General features: G+C 72.5%; 12 protein-coding genes. 3 read left to right on the plus strand and 9 right to left on the minus strand.

Annotated features, from left to right (window positions below):
* Positions 1-2: 2 nt before the first annotated feature.
* The 9 genes from ACF1BE_RS23645 to ACF1BE_RS23685 all read right to left on the minus strand — a co-directional run bounded on the left by ACF1BE_RS23645 (position 3) and on the right by ACF1BE_RS23685 (position 10748).
* Positions 3-1067, minus strand: coding sequence for a pseudouridine synthase (locus ACF1BE_RS23645; RefSeq protein ID WP_392201001.1), 1065 nt, complete (start codon positions 1065-1067; stop codon positions 3-5).
* Between the two features lie 12 nt (positions 1068-1079).
* Positions 1080-1730: an SMC-Scp complex subunit ScpB gene (gene scpB, locus ACF1BE_RS23650; RefSeq protein ID WP_392201002.1), complete on the minus strand. Its 651-nt coding sequence runs from the start codon at positions 1728-1730 to the stop codon at positions 1080-1082.
* Positions 1727-2755, minus strand: coding sequence for a segregation and condensation protein A (locus ACF1BE_RS23655; RefSeq protein ID WP_392201003.1), 1029 nt, complete (start codon positions 2753-2755; stop codon positions 1727-1729). The genes scpB and ACF1BE_RS23655 overlap by 4 nt, the downstream gene beginning before the upstream one ends.
* 18 nt (positions 2756-2773) lie before the next feature.
* Positions 2774-3325: a hypothetical protein gene (locus tag ACF1BE_RS23660; protein ID WP_392201004.1), complete on the minus strand. Its 552-nt coding sequence runs from the start codon at positions 3323-3325 to the stop codon at positions 2774-2776.
* On the minus strand, positions 3310-4443 hold the full coding sequence (locus tag ACF1BE_RS23665; RefSeq protein WP_356821932.1) for a ParA family protein: 1134 nt from the start codon (positions 4441-4443) through the stop codon (positions 3310-3312). Before ACF1BE_RS23665 ends, ACF1BE_RS23660 begins: the two co-directional genes overlap by 16 nt.
* 415 nt (positions 4444-4858) lie before the next feature.
* The gene (ald, locus tag ACF1BE_RS23670; protein WP_392201005.1) at positions 4859-5983 is read right to left on the minus strand and encodes an alanine dehydrogenase; all 1125 of its coding nucleotides are present in this window, start codon (positions 5981-5983) and stop codon (positions 4859-4861) included.
* Positions 5984-6122: 139 nt separating this feature from the next.
* Positions 6123-8198: a tetratricopeptide repeat protein gene (locus ACF1BE_RS23675; RefSeq protein WP_392201006.1), complete on the minus strand. Its 2076-nt coding sequence runs from the start codon at positions 8196-8198 to the stop codon at positions 6123-6125.
* A 167-nt stretch (positions 8199-8365) separates the two neighbouring features.
* Positions 8366-8992, minus strand: coding sequence for an NUDIX domain-containing protein (locus ACF1BE_RS23680; RefSeq protein ID WP_392201007.1), 627 nt, complete (start codon positions 8990-8992; stop codon positions 8366-8368).
* 109 nt (positions 8993-9101) lie between these two features.
* On the minus strand, positions 9102-10748 hold the full coding sequence (locus ACF1BE_RS23685; RefSeq protein WP_392201008.1) for a CTP synthase: 1647 nt from the start codon (positions 10746-10748) through the stop codon (positions 9102-9104).
* A gap of 519 nt (positions 10749-11267) precedes the next feature.
* On the opposite strand from ACF1BE_RS23685, the gene ACF1BE_RS23690 reads away from it, so the two are divergent.
* The 3 genes from ACF1BE_RS23690 to ACF1BE_RS23700 all read left to right on the plus strand — a co-directional run bounded on the left by ACF1BE_RS23690 (position 11268) and on the right by ACF1BE_RS23700 (position 16259).
* On the plus strand, positions 11268-13070 hold the full coding sequence (locus ACF1BE_RS23690; protein WP_392201015.1) for a glycoside hydrolase family 15 protein: 1803 nt from the start codon (positions 11268-11270) through the stop codon (positions 13068-13070).
* A 109-nt stretch (positions 13071-13179) separates the two neighbouring features.
* Positions 13180-14562: an FAD-binding protein gene (locus ACF1BE_RS23695; RefSeq protein ID WP_392201009.1), complete on the plus strand. Its 1383-nt coding sequence runs from the start codon at positions 13180-13182 to the stop codon at positions 14560-14562.
* A gap of 50 nt (positions 14563-14612) precedes the next feature.
* Positions 14613-16259, plus strand: a complete 1647-nt coding sequence (locus tag ACF1BE_RS23700) for a PucR family transcriptional regulator (RefSeq protein WP_392201010.1) — start codon at positions 14613-14615, stop codon at positions 16257-16259.
* Positions 16260-16531 lie beyond the last annotated feature (272 nt).

Below are 16531 nucleotides of genomic sequence, written 5' to 3' on the forward strand. Positions count from 1 at the left end.
CTCTAGAGGTCGACTTCCTTCATGAGCATGCCGACCTCGGTGTTCGACAGGCGGCGCAGCCAGCCCGACTTCTGGTCGCCGAGGGTGATCGGGCCGAAGGCGGTGCGCACCAGCTTCTCGACCGGGAAGCCGGCCTCGGCGAGCATGCGCCGCACGATGTGCTTGCGGCCCTCGTGCAGGGTCACCTCGACCAGGTAGTTCTTGCCGGTCTGCTCGACCACCCGGAAGTGGTCCGCGCGGGCGTAGCCGTCCTCCAGCTGGATGCCGTCCTTCAGCTGCTTGCCCAGGTCGCGCGGGATCGGGCCGACGATCGCCGCGAGATAGGTCTTCTTCACGCCGTACTTCGGGTGGGTGAGACGGTGCGCCAGCTCGCCGTGGTTGGTGAGCAGGATGACGCCCTCGGTCTCGGTGTCCAGCCGGCCCACGTGGAAGAGCCGCGTCTCACGGTTGGTGACGTAGTCCCCGAGGCACTGGCGGCCCTCCGGGTCCTCCATGGTGGAGACGACACCGGCGGGCTTGTTGAGCGAGAAGAACTGGTACGACTGCGTCGCGACCGTCAGGCCGTCGACCTTGACCTCGTCCCTCTCCGGGTCCACCCGGCGGCCCTGCTCGGTGACGATCTCGCCGTTCACCTCGACCCTGGACTGTTCGATCAGCTCCTCGCAGGCCCGCCGGGAGCCGTAGCCCGCGCGCGCGAGCACCTTCTGGAGTCGCTCGCCCTCCTGCTCCGCGCCCGGGAAGGTCTTGGGCAGCTTGATGTCCGGCTTCCCGGCGTACCGCTCCCGGTTGCGCTCCTCCACCCGCGTCTCGTACTCACGCGAGCGCGCCGGGGCCGTACGGCCGCCCTGCTGGGGCCGCTTGGGGCCGCCCTTGGTGCCACCGCGCGCGGCGCCGCCCCGGCCCGCCTTGGGGCCGTCCTTGGTGGCCCCGGGGCCCACGTCGTAGCGGCGCTCCTCGGGGCGGGGCTTACGGGGCCGGCCCTGCCCCTGCTTGTCGTCCCTGCTGTTGCCGGCCCCGCGGTAGTTCCCGCGTCCGCCACCGCTCTTGCCGCTGCCGCTGCTTCGCATCAAAGTTCCGTCTTAGTCGTCTGCGTCGTCTGCGCCGGGCGCGTCGGGCGCGTCCGGGTCGAACGACGGGACTCCCTCCTGGGTCTCGGCCTCGATCGCCTCAGCCTCCGGGAGGAAGGGCGCGAGTTCCGGAAGCTCGTCCAGGCCACGCAGGCCCATCCGCTCCAGGAAGTAGTTCGTCGTCCTGTACAGGATCGCACCTGTTTCGGGTTCCGTGCCCGCCTCCTCGACCAGACCGCGCTGAAGGAGGGTCCGCATCACGCCGTCGCAGTTCACTCCGCGCACCGCGGAGACGCGGCTGCGGCTGACCGGCTGGCGGTAGGCGACGACCGCCAGGGTCTCCAGCGCGGCCTGGGTGACCCGGGCGGTCTGCCCGTCCAGGACGAGCCGTTCGACGGCGGGCGCGTAGGCGGCGCGGCTGTAGAAACGCCAGCCGCCGGCGACGAACCGCAGCTCGAAGCCGCGGCCCTGCGCGGTGTACTCGTCGGCCAGCTCCCGCAGGGCGTCCGCGACTGCCCGCTTCGGCCGCTCCAGGAGTCTCGCCAGGTGCTCCTCCGTCGCGGGCTCGTCCACGACCATGAGCATCGCCTCCAGGGCGGGCTTGAGGTCGAGGCCGGCGGCGGTCCGGGGGCCCGCGGGGGGTTCAACCGTCTCCTCGCTCATACCTTCTTCTCCTCGGGCCGCTCGGGCGGCCGGTCGAACTCGTCGGTGACCACGGGCGCCGCGTCCGCGTCACCGGTCCAGCGCACGAGCAGCCGTCCGAGCGCGGTCTCCTGGTCCAGGGCGACGGCCTTCTCCCGGTACAGCTCCAGCAGGGCCAGGAACCGGGCCACGACCGTGAGGGTGTCGTCGGTGTCCTCGACCAGCGTCCGGAAGTCCGCCTTGCCCAGTTCCCGCAGCCGGGCCACCACGATCCCGGCCTGCTCCTGCACGCTGACCAGCGGGGCGTGGATGTGGTCGACGTAGACCCGCGGCCTGGGCCTGGGCTGCATCGCCTTGACCGCCAGCCTGGCGAGACCCTCGGGGCCGATGCTGATGACGACCTCGGGCAGCAGCTCGGCGTGCTGCGGTTCGAGGCCGACGGTACGGGGCCGGCGCCGGGCCTCGTCGTCGAGCCGCCGGTCGAGGATGCCGGCGATCTGCTTGTAGGCGCGGTACTGCAGCAACCGCGCGAACAGCAGGTCCCGCGCCTCCAGCAGCGCCAGGTCGCCCTCGTCCTCCACCTCGGCGGCGGGCAGCAGCCGGGCCGCCTTCAGATCGAGCAGCGTGGCGGCCACGACCAGGAACTCGGTCGTCTGGTCCAGGTCCCAGTCCGGTCCCATGGCCCGGATGTGGGCCATGAACTCGTCCGTCACGCGGGACAGGGCGACCTCGGTGACGTCCAGCCGGTGCCGGGAGATCAGCTGGAGGAGCAGGTCGAAGGGCCCCTCGAAGTTGGCGAGCCGGACCGTGAAGACACCGTCGGAGGGCTCGGCGGGCTCACGAGGCGTGAAGGGCTCGTGCGGCTCCGGGGGCGTTCCCGTGCCGGGTGGCGCCGCGGCTTCCGGCCCGCTCCGCGCGCTCCCGGGCTCACGGCCGGGAGCAGGGGGCGCGTCCCCCGGTCCGCGCAGGGGAGCACCCGGACCCCGCCCCAGCGCACGCCGACGGCCGGCGGCTGCGCCGGGGGCGGGGGCTGCGTTCGAGGTCATGGCCCCCGCAGGCTACCGCTACCGCCCGCGCAGCCGTCGTACGAGGATGCTCGCGTCCCCGCGGGACTCCAGGTCGGCCAGGACGACGGCCACCGCCTCGCGGACGATCCGCCCGCGGTCCACCGCGAGCCCGTGCTCACCCCGGAGCACCAGCCGGGCGTGCTCCAGGTCCATCAGTTCCTCGGCCGAGACGTACACGGTGATCTTCTCGTCGTGCCGCTCGCGCCCGCTGGGCCGCCGGGCCGCCGCCCGCCCGCGCTTGCGCGCCTGCCCGGCGGCGGGATCGTCGCCTTCCGGCGCCTCCTGCCGGCGTGCCGGACGGGTGCGGGACTCGCCGGATCCGGCCGGCTCGGCGCCGGCCGCCGCGTGCTCCGCGCCCTCTCCGTCACCGCCCTGGACGGGCACCGACTGGGGCCCGTCCTCGGCGGCCGTCTCGTCGCTCTCCCCCGCGGGAGCCGGCACCCGGGCCTCACCGTTCGCCCCGCGCCGGGAACCGGACGGCTGGAGCGCCGTCCCCCCCGTCGTGCGGAACAGTTCGTCGGCCCCGGGCAGACTCACTCGGCGTGACACCGGGCGAGCACCTCCCTGGCGAGCTGGCGGTAGGCGGCGGCACCGACGGAGTTGGAGGCGTAGGTGGTGATCGGCTCACCGGCGACCGTGGTCTCCGGGAAGCGGACCGTGCGCCCGATGACCGTGTGGTAGACGTGGTCGTCGAACGCCTCGACGACACGTGCGAGCACCTCACGGCTGTGCACGGTTCTCGAGTCGTACATCGTGGCGAGGATGCCGTCCAGTTCCAGCTCGGGGTTGAGCCGCTCCTGGACCTTCTCGATGGTCTCGGTCAGCAGGGCCACACCGCGCAGGGCGAAGAACTCGCACTCCAGCGGCACGATCACCTTGTGCGCGGCCGTCAGGGCGTTGACGGTCAGCAGGCCGAGCGAGGGCTGACAGTCGATCACGATGTAGTCGTAGTCGGGCAGCAGCGGCTTCAGGGCCCGCTGGAGCGTCGACTCGCGCGCGACCTCGGAGACCAGCTGGACCTCGGCGGCCGACAGGTCGATGTTGCTGGGCAGCAGGTCCATGTTGGGGACCGCCGTCTTCAGCAGGACCTCGTCCGCGGACATGCCCCGCTCCATGAGCAGGTTGTAGACGGTGAGGTCCAGCTCCATGGGGTTGACGCCGAGACCGACCGACAGCGCGCCCTGCGGGTCGAAGTCCACGAGCAGCACGCGCCGGCCGTACTCCGCGAGCGCGGCACCCAGGTTGATGGTCGACGTGGTCTTGCCGACGCCGCCCTTCTGGTTGCACATCGCGATGATCTTCGCGGGGCCGTGGTCGGTCAGCGGGCCCGGGATCGGGAAGTACGGCAGCGGACGGCCGGTCGGGCCGACGCGCTCACGGCGCTGGCGGGCAGCGTCGGGCGCGAGCGTGGCCGCGTACTCCGGATCGGGCTCGTACTCGGCGTCGGGGTCGTAGAAGTGCCCTTCGGGCAGGTCGTCGTAGTCGGCGAGTTGGTTGTGGGGCGCGCCACTTCCGTCGCCGGCCATGGCGTTCACGTGATGGCCATCCATGCTCTGGTGTGCTGTCCGGTCCGCCTGCGGATCCGGACTCTGGTGGGCTGCGAAGGTGCGCACAGCTACGGAGCCGACAGCCTCGAATCCCGTGGGGTCCTGGCCCCGTACCGGCATTCCTGGTTGACCACCCCCGGGAGAAAATGTCGACTCATTCACAAGTCGTCTTACCTCCTTGGTGACCAGGAAACTTCTAGACAAGGTCAGCGTGGCACCATGCCGACGGTTGGCGACTCTATGGCGTGTCGGCGGTCCGCAGCAACACAATCCGCCGGACCCGGCAGGATGTGTCGGCAATGAAACATCCCTCTGTCAAGGGCTCACGGCCGTCGCACGGCAGGTTTCACCGGTGTGCGAATCGGTCGAAGGGTTACGTTCGAGGCGAGTTGACCGAGAGCCGCAAAGTGACCATACACACATCCGGCCGGACCTTGTCGGGCAAGGTCCGGCCGGGCGTGCGTGGTTGACGAGTCGTGTTGACGAATCGCCTTTTACCTGGTGGTGACTTGGGGGCCCACCTGGTCGGGAGGGGTCAGCCGAGCAGGGCGGCCAGCTCGACGTGGTCCAGGCCGTGGGCCTCGGCGACCTCCTTGTACACGACCTTGCCGTCATGGGTGTTGAGACCCTTGGCGAGCGCGGCGTCACGGCGCAGCGCCTCCACCCAGCCGTTGTTGGCGAGCGAGACGATGTACGGCAGTGTGGCGTTGGTGAGCGCGTTGGTGGAGGTGTTCGGCACCGCGCCCGGCATGTTGGCCACGCAGTAGAAGACCGAGTTGTGGACCCGGAAGGTCGGCTCGGCGTGCGTGGTGGGACGGGAGTCCTCGAAGCAGCCGCCCTGGTCGATCGCGATGTCGACAAGAACACTTCCGGGCTTCATACGGGACACCAGCTCGTTGGTGACCAGCTTCGGGGCCTTGGCGCCCGGGATGAGGACCGCGCCGATGACCAGGTCGGCGTCGAGGACGGCCTTCTCCAGCTCGAAGGAGTTGGACATGATCGCCTTGACCTTCGTGCCGAAGATCCGGTCGGCCTCGCGGAGCTTGTTGATGTCGCGGTCCAGCAGGGTCACGTCGAAGCCCATGCCGACGGCGATCTGGGTGGCGTTCCAGCCGGAGACACCGCCGCCGATGACGACGGCCTTGGCCGGGGTCACGCCCGGGACACCGCCGGGGAGCACGCCACGGCCGCCGGCCGCGCGCATCAGCTGGTAGGCGCCGACCTGCGGGGCCAGGCGGCCCGCGACCTCGGACATCGGGGCGAGCAGCGGCAGGCCGCGGCCGGGCAGCTCGACGGTCTCGTAGGCGATGGCCGTGGTGCCGGACTCCAGCAGCGCGTCCGTGCACTCCTTGGAGGCGGCCAGGTGCAGGTAGGTGAAGAGGGTCTGGTCCTTGCGGAGGCGGTGGTACTCCTCCGCGATCGGCTCCTTGACCTTGAGCAGCAGGTCGGCGGCGGCCCACACCTCGTCGGCGGTGTCGAGGATCGTGGCACCGGCGGAGACGTACTCCTCGTCCGTGATCGAGGAACCGAGGCCGGCGCCCCGCTCGATGACGACCTGGTGGCCGTTGCGCACCAGCTCGTGCACGCCGGCGGGGGTGATGGCCACCCGGAACTCGTTGTTCTTGACCTCGCGGGGGATGCCGACCTTCACGTCGATCACGGTCCTTGGCTCAGAGGGTATGGGGGGGTGCGTTACATGACATACCCAGGCATGCAGGGCACACCGGGAGACACCGCAGGAGAACGAGCGGCAGAGCCAGTCTAATGAAGGCGTTCCGGCTGTCTAGCCTTTCATTGCATCAATCTTTGTCGGATGGGCTACGGATTTCGCAGGCGTCAGCGTCCTTTTCCTGGCCTGTGCCGTCCTCCGGCGGCTCCTCAACCAGCATGCGCTCCGCCGCCGCGCGGTGCAGGCGGGCCGCCACCGGGTCGCCGATCCGGTCCAGGGTGTCCGCCAGCCGCAGCTCCAGCGCGGCGTGCAGCCGGACGTCCTCGGCGCGCCGCGCCCACTCCACGGCCTCCTGGCAGGTGCGCAGCGACTCCTCGGGCCGCCCCGCGTACTCCTGCACCCGGGCGATCTCGCTCAACGCCCGCGCGCTGGCGGCGACATCACCACTCCTGCGGTAGCCGGCGAGCGCGGCCCGCCAGTTCCTGAGAGCCTCGCCGTACCGGCCGGCGTAGGTGTGGGTGGTGGCGATCCGGCCGTAGAGCCGGGCGGCCTCCGGGCGCTCCCCGCGGGCCAGCCGCTCGGCCAGGGCCCGGCCGAACCAGTCCGCGGCCCGGTCGTAGTCGCCCAGCTCCTGGTACGCGCCGCCTACGGATTCCATCGCGCGGCCGGTCGCGTACGGGTCGTTCGCCTCACGGCCGGCCTCCAGGGCGGCCCGGTAGCGGACCAGGGCGTCCCGGGTACGGCCGGTCTGCGCGTCCAGATCGCCCAGGTTCAGCAGGGCCGCGGCCTTCTCCCGGGGCAGCCCGCGCCGCTCGGCGACATCGAGGACCAGGCCGTGGACTCCGTACAGGTCGGGCGCGGCGGCCTGGGTGCCGACATGCGCCGCGATGGCCCTGACCAGCTGGGACAGCAGCCGCCGCGCCAGGGTGTCCAGCTCTCCGTCGGCCACCGCGAGCCGGGCGGACGCCAGCAGGGCGGGCCGCCGGACGCGCAGCCAGTCGGCGGCCGCCCGCGGGGTGGGGAAGCGCACCTCCCGGGGCATGGCGTTCAGCTTCTCCCGGGCCTGCGGGCTGTCCGTCTCGGTGATGACCCGGCAGGCGTGCAGCAGCCGCACCGTCCGCTCCAGCATCCGGGCCCGGGCCAGCTGGAGCTCCGCGGGCCGCTCCTGGCCGTCGGCAAGGACGCGCAGCAGCGGGTGCAGCCAGCCGGGGACCTCGTACTGGGGCAGCGGGGAGTCCACCGCGCGCAGCAGGCCGAGGGCGACGAAGTCGTCCAGGACGGCGCGGGCGGCGTCGAGGGAGCAGCCGGCCAGGGAGGAGGCGGTGTGCGGGTCGACCAGGCCGGCCGGGGCGAGGCTGAGCAGGCGGAGTATCCGGGCGCCCTGCCCGGGCAACTGCTCGTGCACGAGCCGCAGGACACGGGCCGTCGGGCCGGCGTCCGCGCCGTCCTCGCCGCCCTCGGCGTCCGCGTGCATCCGCCTGGCGAGGTCCAGGACGGCGGCCTGGGGCCGGGCCGCCAGCCAGCCGCCGGCCAGGACGAGCGCGGCCGGGTGCCCCTGGCAGGCCTCGGCCAGGCTCTCCGCGGAGCGGGGGTCGACGGTGACGCGGACCGCGCCGGCGTAGCGGGTGAGCAGCTCCACGGCGGACTTGGTGTCCAGCCCGCCGAGCGTGCAGGGGCGGACGTCCGCGATGCCGGTGAGCGGGCCCCCGGAGACGGCCACCGCCAGGCAGTCGGGGGCGTCCGGGAGCAGCGCGTCGACCTGGTCGGCGCCGGCGGCGTCGTCCAGCAGGAGCAGCATGCGCCGGCCGGCGAGGGCGCCGCGCAGGGCAGCGGTGAGGTCGTCCTCGGCGGCCCCGGCCGGTGCGGGCAGGCCCAGGGCGCCGAGCAGGTCGCGGGCGGCCCGCTCGACGGGCACCGGCGTGCCGTCGGGTTCGCTCAGCCGGGCGCGCAGCACCCCGTCGGGGTAGCGGCCGGCGACCTGGCGGACGAGTTCCTCGGCGAGGCTGGTGCGGCCCGAGCCGGGGCGGCCGGCGATGAGCAGCACGCGCGCGCGGGGCGCTTTGCGGCCGGAGAGCGTGTCCAGCCCCGCGCGCTCGATGTCGGCCCGCAGCTCCTTCAACTCCCGTACCCGGCCCAGGAAACGGTCCCGCGTGGCCGGGTGCGCGACCGGCCGCACCTCGCCTGTGTCCACCGCCTGATCCGTCACGGGCCACACTCCCGTCCCACCGCACGCGCAAGCCCGCCGGTGTCTTCCGGTACGGGCGTTTCACAGAGCCTAGTTCACTCTCTGCTACTGCCCGGGAGGAGCGCGGCGGACGGATCGCCCGATCGGATCAGGCGATCGTCACACCACTGCGCCGGAAGGGTGGGGGGTCAGGACGTGAAGGGGCGCGCGGGCCACGGGGCGTCGGCCGGGCGCAGCGCGTCCAGCCCGTCCCCGCCGCGGGCCGCCACCAGGGAGAGGACCCCGACGACGAGGCAGTTGTTGTGGACGTCCCCGGCCAGCACCCGGCGCACCAGCTCCTTGACCGGCACCCGCGCGTGCTCCATGTCGGTCTCCTCGTGCTCCGCCTCGAAGCGCTCCTGCCCGGCCTCGGACAGGTTGCGGGCGAGGAAGATTCGTACGGCCTCGTCGCAGCCGCCGGGAGTGGTGTAGACGTCGGTCAGCACCCGCCAGTCCCCGGCCTCGACGTGCGCCTCCTCGTACAGCTCCCGCTGGGCGGCGTGCAGCGGGTTCTCGCCGGGCACGTCCAGCAGACCGGCCGGGATCTCCCACAGCTTGTGCCGGACCGGGTGCCGGTACTGGTTGATGAGCAGGACGCGGTCCTCGTCGTCCAGGGCGAGGACGGCGACCGAGCCGGGGTGGACCTGGTAGTCACGGCTGACCACCGAGCCGTCGGGCATGACCACGTCGTCCGTGCGGACGGAGGTCTTGCCGCCCACGAACGGGGTGTCCGTCGCCCGGATCTCCCACTCCTCGGGGGTGTCCTTGATCGTCATGCCCTGTCCTTCCACGTGCGCACCGAAAAAACCGGGGTGCCCACCTTTCGCAGGTGTGCACCCCGGCCACCGTACAACCGGTGTACTACTTCGCGATCTTCCGCGCGCCTCAGGCCTGCTGGCGCTCGACGGCCGCCTTCACGAGGCCGGCGAAGAGCGGGTGCGGGCGGGTCGGCCGCGAGCGCAGTTCCGGGTGCGCCTGGGTGGCGACCAGGTAGGGGTGGACCTCCCGCGGGTACTCCACGTACTCGACGAGCTTGCCGTCCGGGGAGGTGCCGGAGAACAGGATGCCGGCCTTCTTCTCCAGCTCCGCGCGGTAGGCGTTGTTCACCTCGTAGCGGTGGCGGTGGCGCTCCTCGACGTACTCCCTGCCGTCGTACACCTCGCGCACGATGGAGTCCTCGGCGAGCTTGGCCGGGTACATGCCCAGCCGCATCGTCCCGCCCATGTCGCCCTCGCCGGCGACGATGTCCATCTGCTCGGCCATGGTGGAGATGACCGGGTGGCCGGTGGCGGGGTCGAACTCGGTGGAGTTGGCGTCCGGGATCCCGGCCAGGTTGCGGGCGGCCTCGATCACGATGCACTGCAGGCCCAGGCACAGGCCGAGCAGCGGGATCCTGTTCTCGCGGGCGTAGCGGATGGCGCCGACCTTGCCGAGCACACCGCGGTCGCCGAAGCCGCCGGGGATGCAGATGCCGTCGACGTCACCGAGCTGGGCCTGGGCGCCGGCCGGGGTCTTGCAGTCGTCCGAGGTCACCCACTTGATCTTCACCCGGGCGCGGTGGGCGAAGCCGCCGGCGCGCAGCGCCTCGGTGACCGAGAGGTAGGCGTCGGGCAGGTCGATGTACTTGCCGACCAGTGCGAGGGTGATCTCGTGGTCGGGGTTGTGGACCCGGTCGAGCAGGTCGTCCCAGGTCGTCCAGTCCACGTCCCGGAAGGGCAGGTCGAGCTTGCGGACGACGTAGGCGTCCAGGCCCTCGCCGTGCACGGTCTTCGGGATGTCGTAGATCGAGCGGGCGTCCGGGCAGGCGACGACGGCGGCCTCGTCCACGTCGCACATCAGCGAGATCTTCCGCTTGATGGCGGTGGGCACCTCGCGGTCGCAGCGCAGCACGATCGCGTCCGGCTGGATGCCGATGTTGCGCAGCGCGGCCACCGAGTGCTGGGTGGGTTTGGTCTTCAGCTCACCCGACGGGCCGATGTACGGCAGCAGCGAGATGTGCACGACGAAGACGTTGTCCCGGCCGACCTCGTGGCGGACCTGGCGGACGGTCTCCAGGAACGGCAGCGACTCGATGTCGCCGACGGTGCCGCCGACCTCGGTGATGACGACGTCGACCTCGTCGGTCGCCATGCGGCGGATGCGGTGCTTGATCTCGTTGGTGATGTGCGGGATGACCTGGACGGTGTCGCCCAGGTACTCGCCGCGGCGCTCCTTGGCGATCACCGTGTTGTAGACCTGGCCGGTGGTGACGTTGGCGCTGCCGTCCAGATCGCGGTCGAGGAAGCGCTCGTAGTGGCCGATGTCCAGGTCGGTCTCGGCGCCGTCGTTCGTGACGAACACCTCACCGTGCTGGAAGGGGTTCATCGTGCCGGGGTCGACGTTCAGGTACGGGTCGAGCTTCTGCATCACCACACGCAGGCCGCGGGCCTTGAGCAGCATGCCCAGGCTGGAGGCCGTCAGCCCCTTGCCGAGCGAGGAGGCGACACCCCCGGTGACGAAGATGTGCTTGGTCGTCGTGGATTTGGAGGGCATGGCCAAGAGGGGGCTCCCGTGGTCGCTGTCTGTGATGCGGGGCGGCTGCCGGACGGGAAGGGCCCGGGGTGCCGTCGCTGCGGTTCGGGGGTTCGTCGCCCACCGCTCCACGGGCTACCAGCGTATCAGCGCCCGGACGGGATGGCTCCCGGGCACGCTGCGCGCACACCCGGGCACGGGCCGCTCCGTCACGTACGTCACTACGGACAGTTCTCGACCACCGGTCACCCGTTCGGCCCACACGGGTTGTCCGGAGCGGCGCGCGGATCATCTGCGTGCGTCGTATCCTGCTCGGACACTCGCTGCCGAGCCCGGCCGGAAAAGACGGCACACCCCCGCTGCACCACCCGGAACAACGAGAGCGCGGCAGTTCGTTGAGCAAAGACTGTCGTGTTTGCCTCAGGGCTCGGCGGGCTGCTTTGCTTCACCGCTCAATGACGCACAACAACGACCCCCTTGACCGCACTAAGCGATATCCCCCTGCGCGGGGGTGACGTGGCCGTTCGACTGGAGTTGCACGTGGCCGGGCGCATCGAAGACTACGCACTCATCGGAGACATGCAGACCGCGGCACTGGTCTGCCGGGACGGCACGGTGGACTGGCTGTGCCTGCCCCGCTTCGACTCGCATGCCATCTTCGCCGGCCTGCTGGGCACCGAGGAACACGGCTTCTGGCGGCTCGGCCCGGCGCACGCGGCCGACGCCAAGCCGCCCACGGCCGCCCGACGCGGCTACCGCGGCGACTCGCTGATCCTGGAATCCGAGTGGGACACCCCGCGCGGCACGGTGCGCGTGACCGATTTCATGCCGCCGCGTGACGGCGCCCCCCAGCTGATCCGGATCGTGGAGGGCGTCACCGGCCGGGTGCCGATGCGCTCGGCCCTCAGGATGCGGTTCTCCTACGGCCGTGTGGTGCCGTGGGTGCACAAGCACGAGGGCCGCACGGTGGCCGTCGCCGGACCGGACTCCGTGTGGTTCGACACGGAGGCCGAGACCTACGGCAAGGCGCTGACCACGTACGCGGACTTCACGGTCGCGCCGGGTGACCGGATCGCCTTCACGATCTCCTGGGAGCCCTCGCACAAGCAGCCGCCGCCGCTGCCGGAGCCGGAGCAGTCGCTGGAGGCGACGGAGACCTTCTGGCGCGAGTGGGTCGAGCACTGTACGTACCACGGGCCGTACCGCGAGGCTGTGGTCCGCTCGCTGATCACCCTGAAGGCGCTGACGTACGCCCCCACGGGCGGCATCGTCGCGGCCCCCACCACCTCCCTGCCCGAGGACATCGGCGGCGTCCGCAACTGGGACTACCGCTACACCTGGCTGCGCGACGCGGCCATCACCCTCTCCTCGCTGCTGCGCACCGGTTACCGCGAGGAGGCCCGCGCCTGGCGCGAGTGGCTGCTGCGGGCGGTGGCCGGCGACCCGGAGAACCTCCAGATCATGTACGGCATCGCCGGCGAGCGGGAACTGGGCGAGGCCGAGCTGGACTGGCTGCCGGGTTACGAGAACTCGGCCCCGGTCCGGGTCGGCAACGGCGCCGCGCACCAGCTCCAGCTGGACGTGTACGGCGAGGTCACCGAGGCGCTGCACCTGGGTCACATGACCGGCCTGGCCCGCAACGACTACGCCTCGCTGCTCCAGCTGAAGCTGATCCGCTACCTGGAGGACCACTGGCAGGAGCCGGACGAGGGCATCTGGGAGGTGCGCGGCCCGCGCCGGCACTTCGTGCACTCCAAGGTGATGGCCTGGGTCGCCGTGGACCGCACCATCAAGCTGATCGAGTCCGGTGACGCGGACGGCCCGCTGGAGCGCTGGAAGGAACTGCGCGACGACATCCACCGGGACGTGTGCGAGAAGGGCTACGACCAGGAGCGCAACACCTTCACCCAGTCCTACGGCTCCCGGGAACTGGACGCCTCGCTGCTGCTCATCCCCCAGATGGGCTTCCTGCCGCCGGACGACAAGCGGGTGATCGGCACCATCGAGGCGATCCAGCGCGAGCTGTCCACCTCGGACGGGTTCATCCTGCGCTACCCCACGGAGGGCGACAACGCGGGCGTCGACGGCCTGCCGGGCGACGAGGGCGCCTTCCTGGCGTGCTCGTTCTGGATGGCGGACGACCTGGCGATGATCGGCCGGGTCGACGAGGCCCGCAGGCTGTTCGAGAAGCTCCTCTCCCTGCGCAACGACCTCGGTCTGCTCGCCGAGGAGTGGGACCCCCGCCTGAAGCGCCAGGTCGGCAACTTCCCGCAGGCGTTCAGCCACGTCCCGCTGATCGACACGGCCCTGCGCCTGACCGCCTCGGGGGCGTACGGCGGCTGAACGCGACCGGACGACCGCGCCCGCCCGGGCCCGCGACCCCGGGCACGATCCGGGAGACCGGGCCTAGGCTGGAGGCGGACGACGGCCCCTGTTCCGGAAGGGGGCGGCCATGGCTCCCCTCTCGAAGGCGGGCGCGGCGCTCGACGCGTTGCGCGACGATCTGGTCGGCGCGGTGCTCGCCCCGGCGGACCCGGGTTACGACGAGGCCCGCAGCGTCTTCAACGCGGTGATCGACCGGCGGCCGGCCGTGATCGCCCAGTGCGCGGACGCGACCGACGTGGTCCGGGCGGTCCGTTTCGGCCGGGAGCTGGATCTGCCGATCGCGGTGCGCGGCGGCGGGCACAGTGTGGCCGGCGCGGCGCTCGGTGACGGGGCGCTCGTGGTGGACCTGCGCCGGATGCGCGAGGTGAGCGTCGATCCGGCGGCCGAGGCGGTGCGGATCGAGGGCGGCGCCACGATGAGCCATCTGGACCGGGCCACCGAGCCGTACGGTCTCGCGACCACCGGCGGGCGGGTCTCCACCACCGGCGTCGGCGGATTCGTCCTCGGCGGCGGAACCGGCTGGCTGGACCGTGCCTTCGGTCTCGCCGCCGACAACCTCCTCGGTGTCGAGCTGGTGACCGCCGACGCCGAGCGGGTGCACGCCTGCGCCGACGAGAATCCCGAGCTGTTCTGGGCGCTGCACGGCGGGGGCGGCAACTTCGGCGTCGCCACCGCGCTCACCCTGCGGCTGCACGAGCTGCCGGAGTTCTCCGTCGTCCTGCTGCTGCACCTGCCGGAGTCCGGCCCCGACGCGGTCCGCACCTTCCGGGAGGTCATCGCCGACGGGCCCGACGAGCTGGGCGGCGCGGTGCTGTACGGGAGCGGCCCGCCCGCGGAGTTCGTGCCCCAGGGGCTGGTGGGCAGGCCGCTGTGCGGGGTGCTGCTGACGTACGCGGGCGCCGAGGACGACCTGCGCAAGCTCGCCGCGCCGCTGCTCGCGCTGCCGCACGAGGTGGAGCTGGCCGGAGACATGCCGTACGCCGACGTGCAGTGCATGCTGGACGTCCCGTCCGGGCTGCGCAACCACTGGTCGGCGGAGTGCCTGACCGGGCTGCCGGACGAGTCGGTGGACGTCTTCTGCGCCCGCGCGGACGGCATGCCGGTGCCGACCGGCTGCCGGCACCTGCTGTTCCCGCAGGGCGGGGCGATCGCCGCCGGTCCGCGCGAGTACCCGGTGCCGTACCGGGACGCACCCTGGGCCGCGCACCCGTTCGCCGTCTGGGAGGATCCCGCCGACGACGAGCGGGCGACCGGCTGGGTGCGGGACGTGTGCGCCGGCCTGCGGCCGTGGAGCACGGGCGCCGTCCACCTCAACTTCATCGGCGACGAGGGCCCCGAGCGGGTCCGGGCGGGCCTGGGCGCCGGCAACACCCTGCGCCTGGAGAAGGTGAAGCGGCGGTACGACCCCGACAACGTGTTCCGCTTCAACCACAACATCAGACCGGTGTAGCCGGCCGCCGGACCTGTCTTCGGGCCGTTTGCGCAGGTAGCGTCCGCTGCATGGACAGCCTCACGGACCACCGTTTCGACACCCGGGGCGCCGGCATCACCGTGCAGCGGGCGCTGGAGCTGCCCGGGCTGCGCAGCGGGCTGCCGGAGATCCTGGCGGGCGCCGACCGGCTCGGCCGTACCGTGCGCTGGGTGCACGCCGGCGAGGTGCCGAACATCGCCTCCCTGCTCAAGGGCGGAGAGCTGCTGCTCACCACCGGTTACGGCGTGGGCACCCGCCCGGCCGAGCAGCGGGCCTTCGTCCGCACCCTCGCCGAGCGCGGGATCGCCGCCCTGGTCGTGGAGCTGGGTCCGCGGTTCGCCCGGCTGCCCGCCGCCCTGGTGGACACGGCCCGGACGGCCGGCCTGCCGCTGGTCCAGCTGCACCGCGAGGTGCCGTTCGTGACGGTGACCGAGGAGATCCACACCGAGATCGTCAACCACCACTACGCGCTGCTCCAGCGGGCGGAGGAGGTGCACCGGCGGTGCACCGAGGCCCTGCTGGGCGGCGGCGGGGTGCCGCAGGTGCTGGGCATTCTGGCCGACTTCGGCGGCAACCCGGTGTTCCTGGAGACCGCCGACGGCCGCCTGCTGTACGCCGCCGGGTCCGGACCCGAGGGCGCGGACCCGCTCCAGGTGTGGGAGGGACTGCGCGGCCCGCACAAGGAGGCGCCGCCGCCCGCCGGTTCGGTTCTGGTGGACGTGCCCGGCGGCGGACCCGGTACGACGGGCTCGGTGCGCGCCCGTCTCGTCCTGCTGCCGGTGCGCGCACCGCTGGCCCCGGTGCACCGGATCGCCGCCGAGCGGGCCGCGGGCATCCTGGCCGTGGTGCTGATGCAGGCCCGGCAGGAGGAGGAACTGGCGGCGCGCGGGCGCGGTGACTTCCTCACCGACCTCGCCGAGGGCCGGATCGCCGCGGAGGACGCGCCCGCGCAGGCCCGCGTCCTCGGCTTCAAGCCCGGCGACAGCCCGCTGCTGCCCGTGGTCATGCGCGTCGGGGACACCCTCTCCCCCGGCGGGGGCTGGGCGGTGCTGGCCCGGGCCGTCTCGGAGGAGCTGGCCGCGGTGGGCGTACCGGTGCTGCTGGGTGTGCGGCCGGTGGAGGGGCGGGTGCTGGTGCTGCTGGGGCTGCGCTCGGAGTCGGAGCGGGCGGCGGTCGCGGACCGGGTGGCGGCGGCGCTGCGGGCGGGTGTGGAGCGCGCCGGGATGCGGCGGCCGGGGTCCCCTGCCCCGGTGGTCGTCGTCGGCGTGGCCGGCGGCTGGGCGGCGGCCTCGGCGGGACTGCGGCACGCGGCGGAGACGGCGACCGCGGCGCAGGGCCTGACCGACCGGCCCTGGTACGACGCCCGCCGCCTCGACATCGACCTGCTGCTGTGGCGGCTGCGCGACCACCCGGACCTGGCGGCGTTCGTCGACCGCGCGATCGGCCCGCTGCGCGACCACGACCACCGCTCCCGACCGCCGCTGCTGCCCACCCTGGAGACCTATCTGGCGCACGCCGGCCGCAAGGCGGAGACGGCCCGCGAGCTGCACCTCAACCGGCAGACCCTCTACAACCGGCTCGCCCGCATCGGTGAGCTGCTGGGCACCGACCTCGACGACCCGCAAACGGTCCTGGCCCTGAGCCTGGCCCTTCGAGCCCGCCGCCACGTGCCGTAGCCGGGGCGCACGGGCGCTCCTCGCGCGGGCGTCGGCCGCCGGGCGCATCCGGTTCGGCGACCCCGGTGCCGTGCATCGCATGGCGGAGGAGGGAGCCGTGGCAACCGACGACGACGCGGCGAGGCGCGGTGCCGGGGCCCGCGACCCCGGCATGATCCGAACGAGAGGGCCGAGGGCCTTTCTTTCGGATCAGGCCGGCCGGGATCGCGGGCGCCGCATGGCCTACCCGAGCGGGGTCCGGTGCGTGCAGCTGCAAGGCGGAGGAGGGCGTC

It is taken from the genome of Streptomyces sp. NPDC014991 (genome assembly GCF_043080665.1).
Classification (GTDB): Bacteria; Actinomycetota; Actinomycetes; order Streptomycetales; family Streptomycetaceae; genus Streptomyces.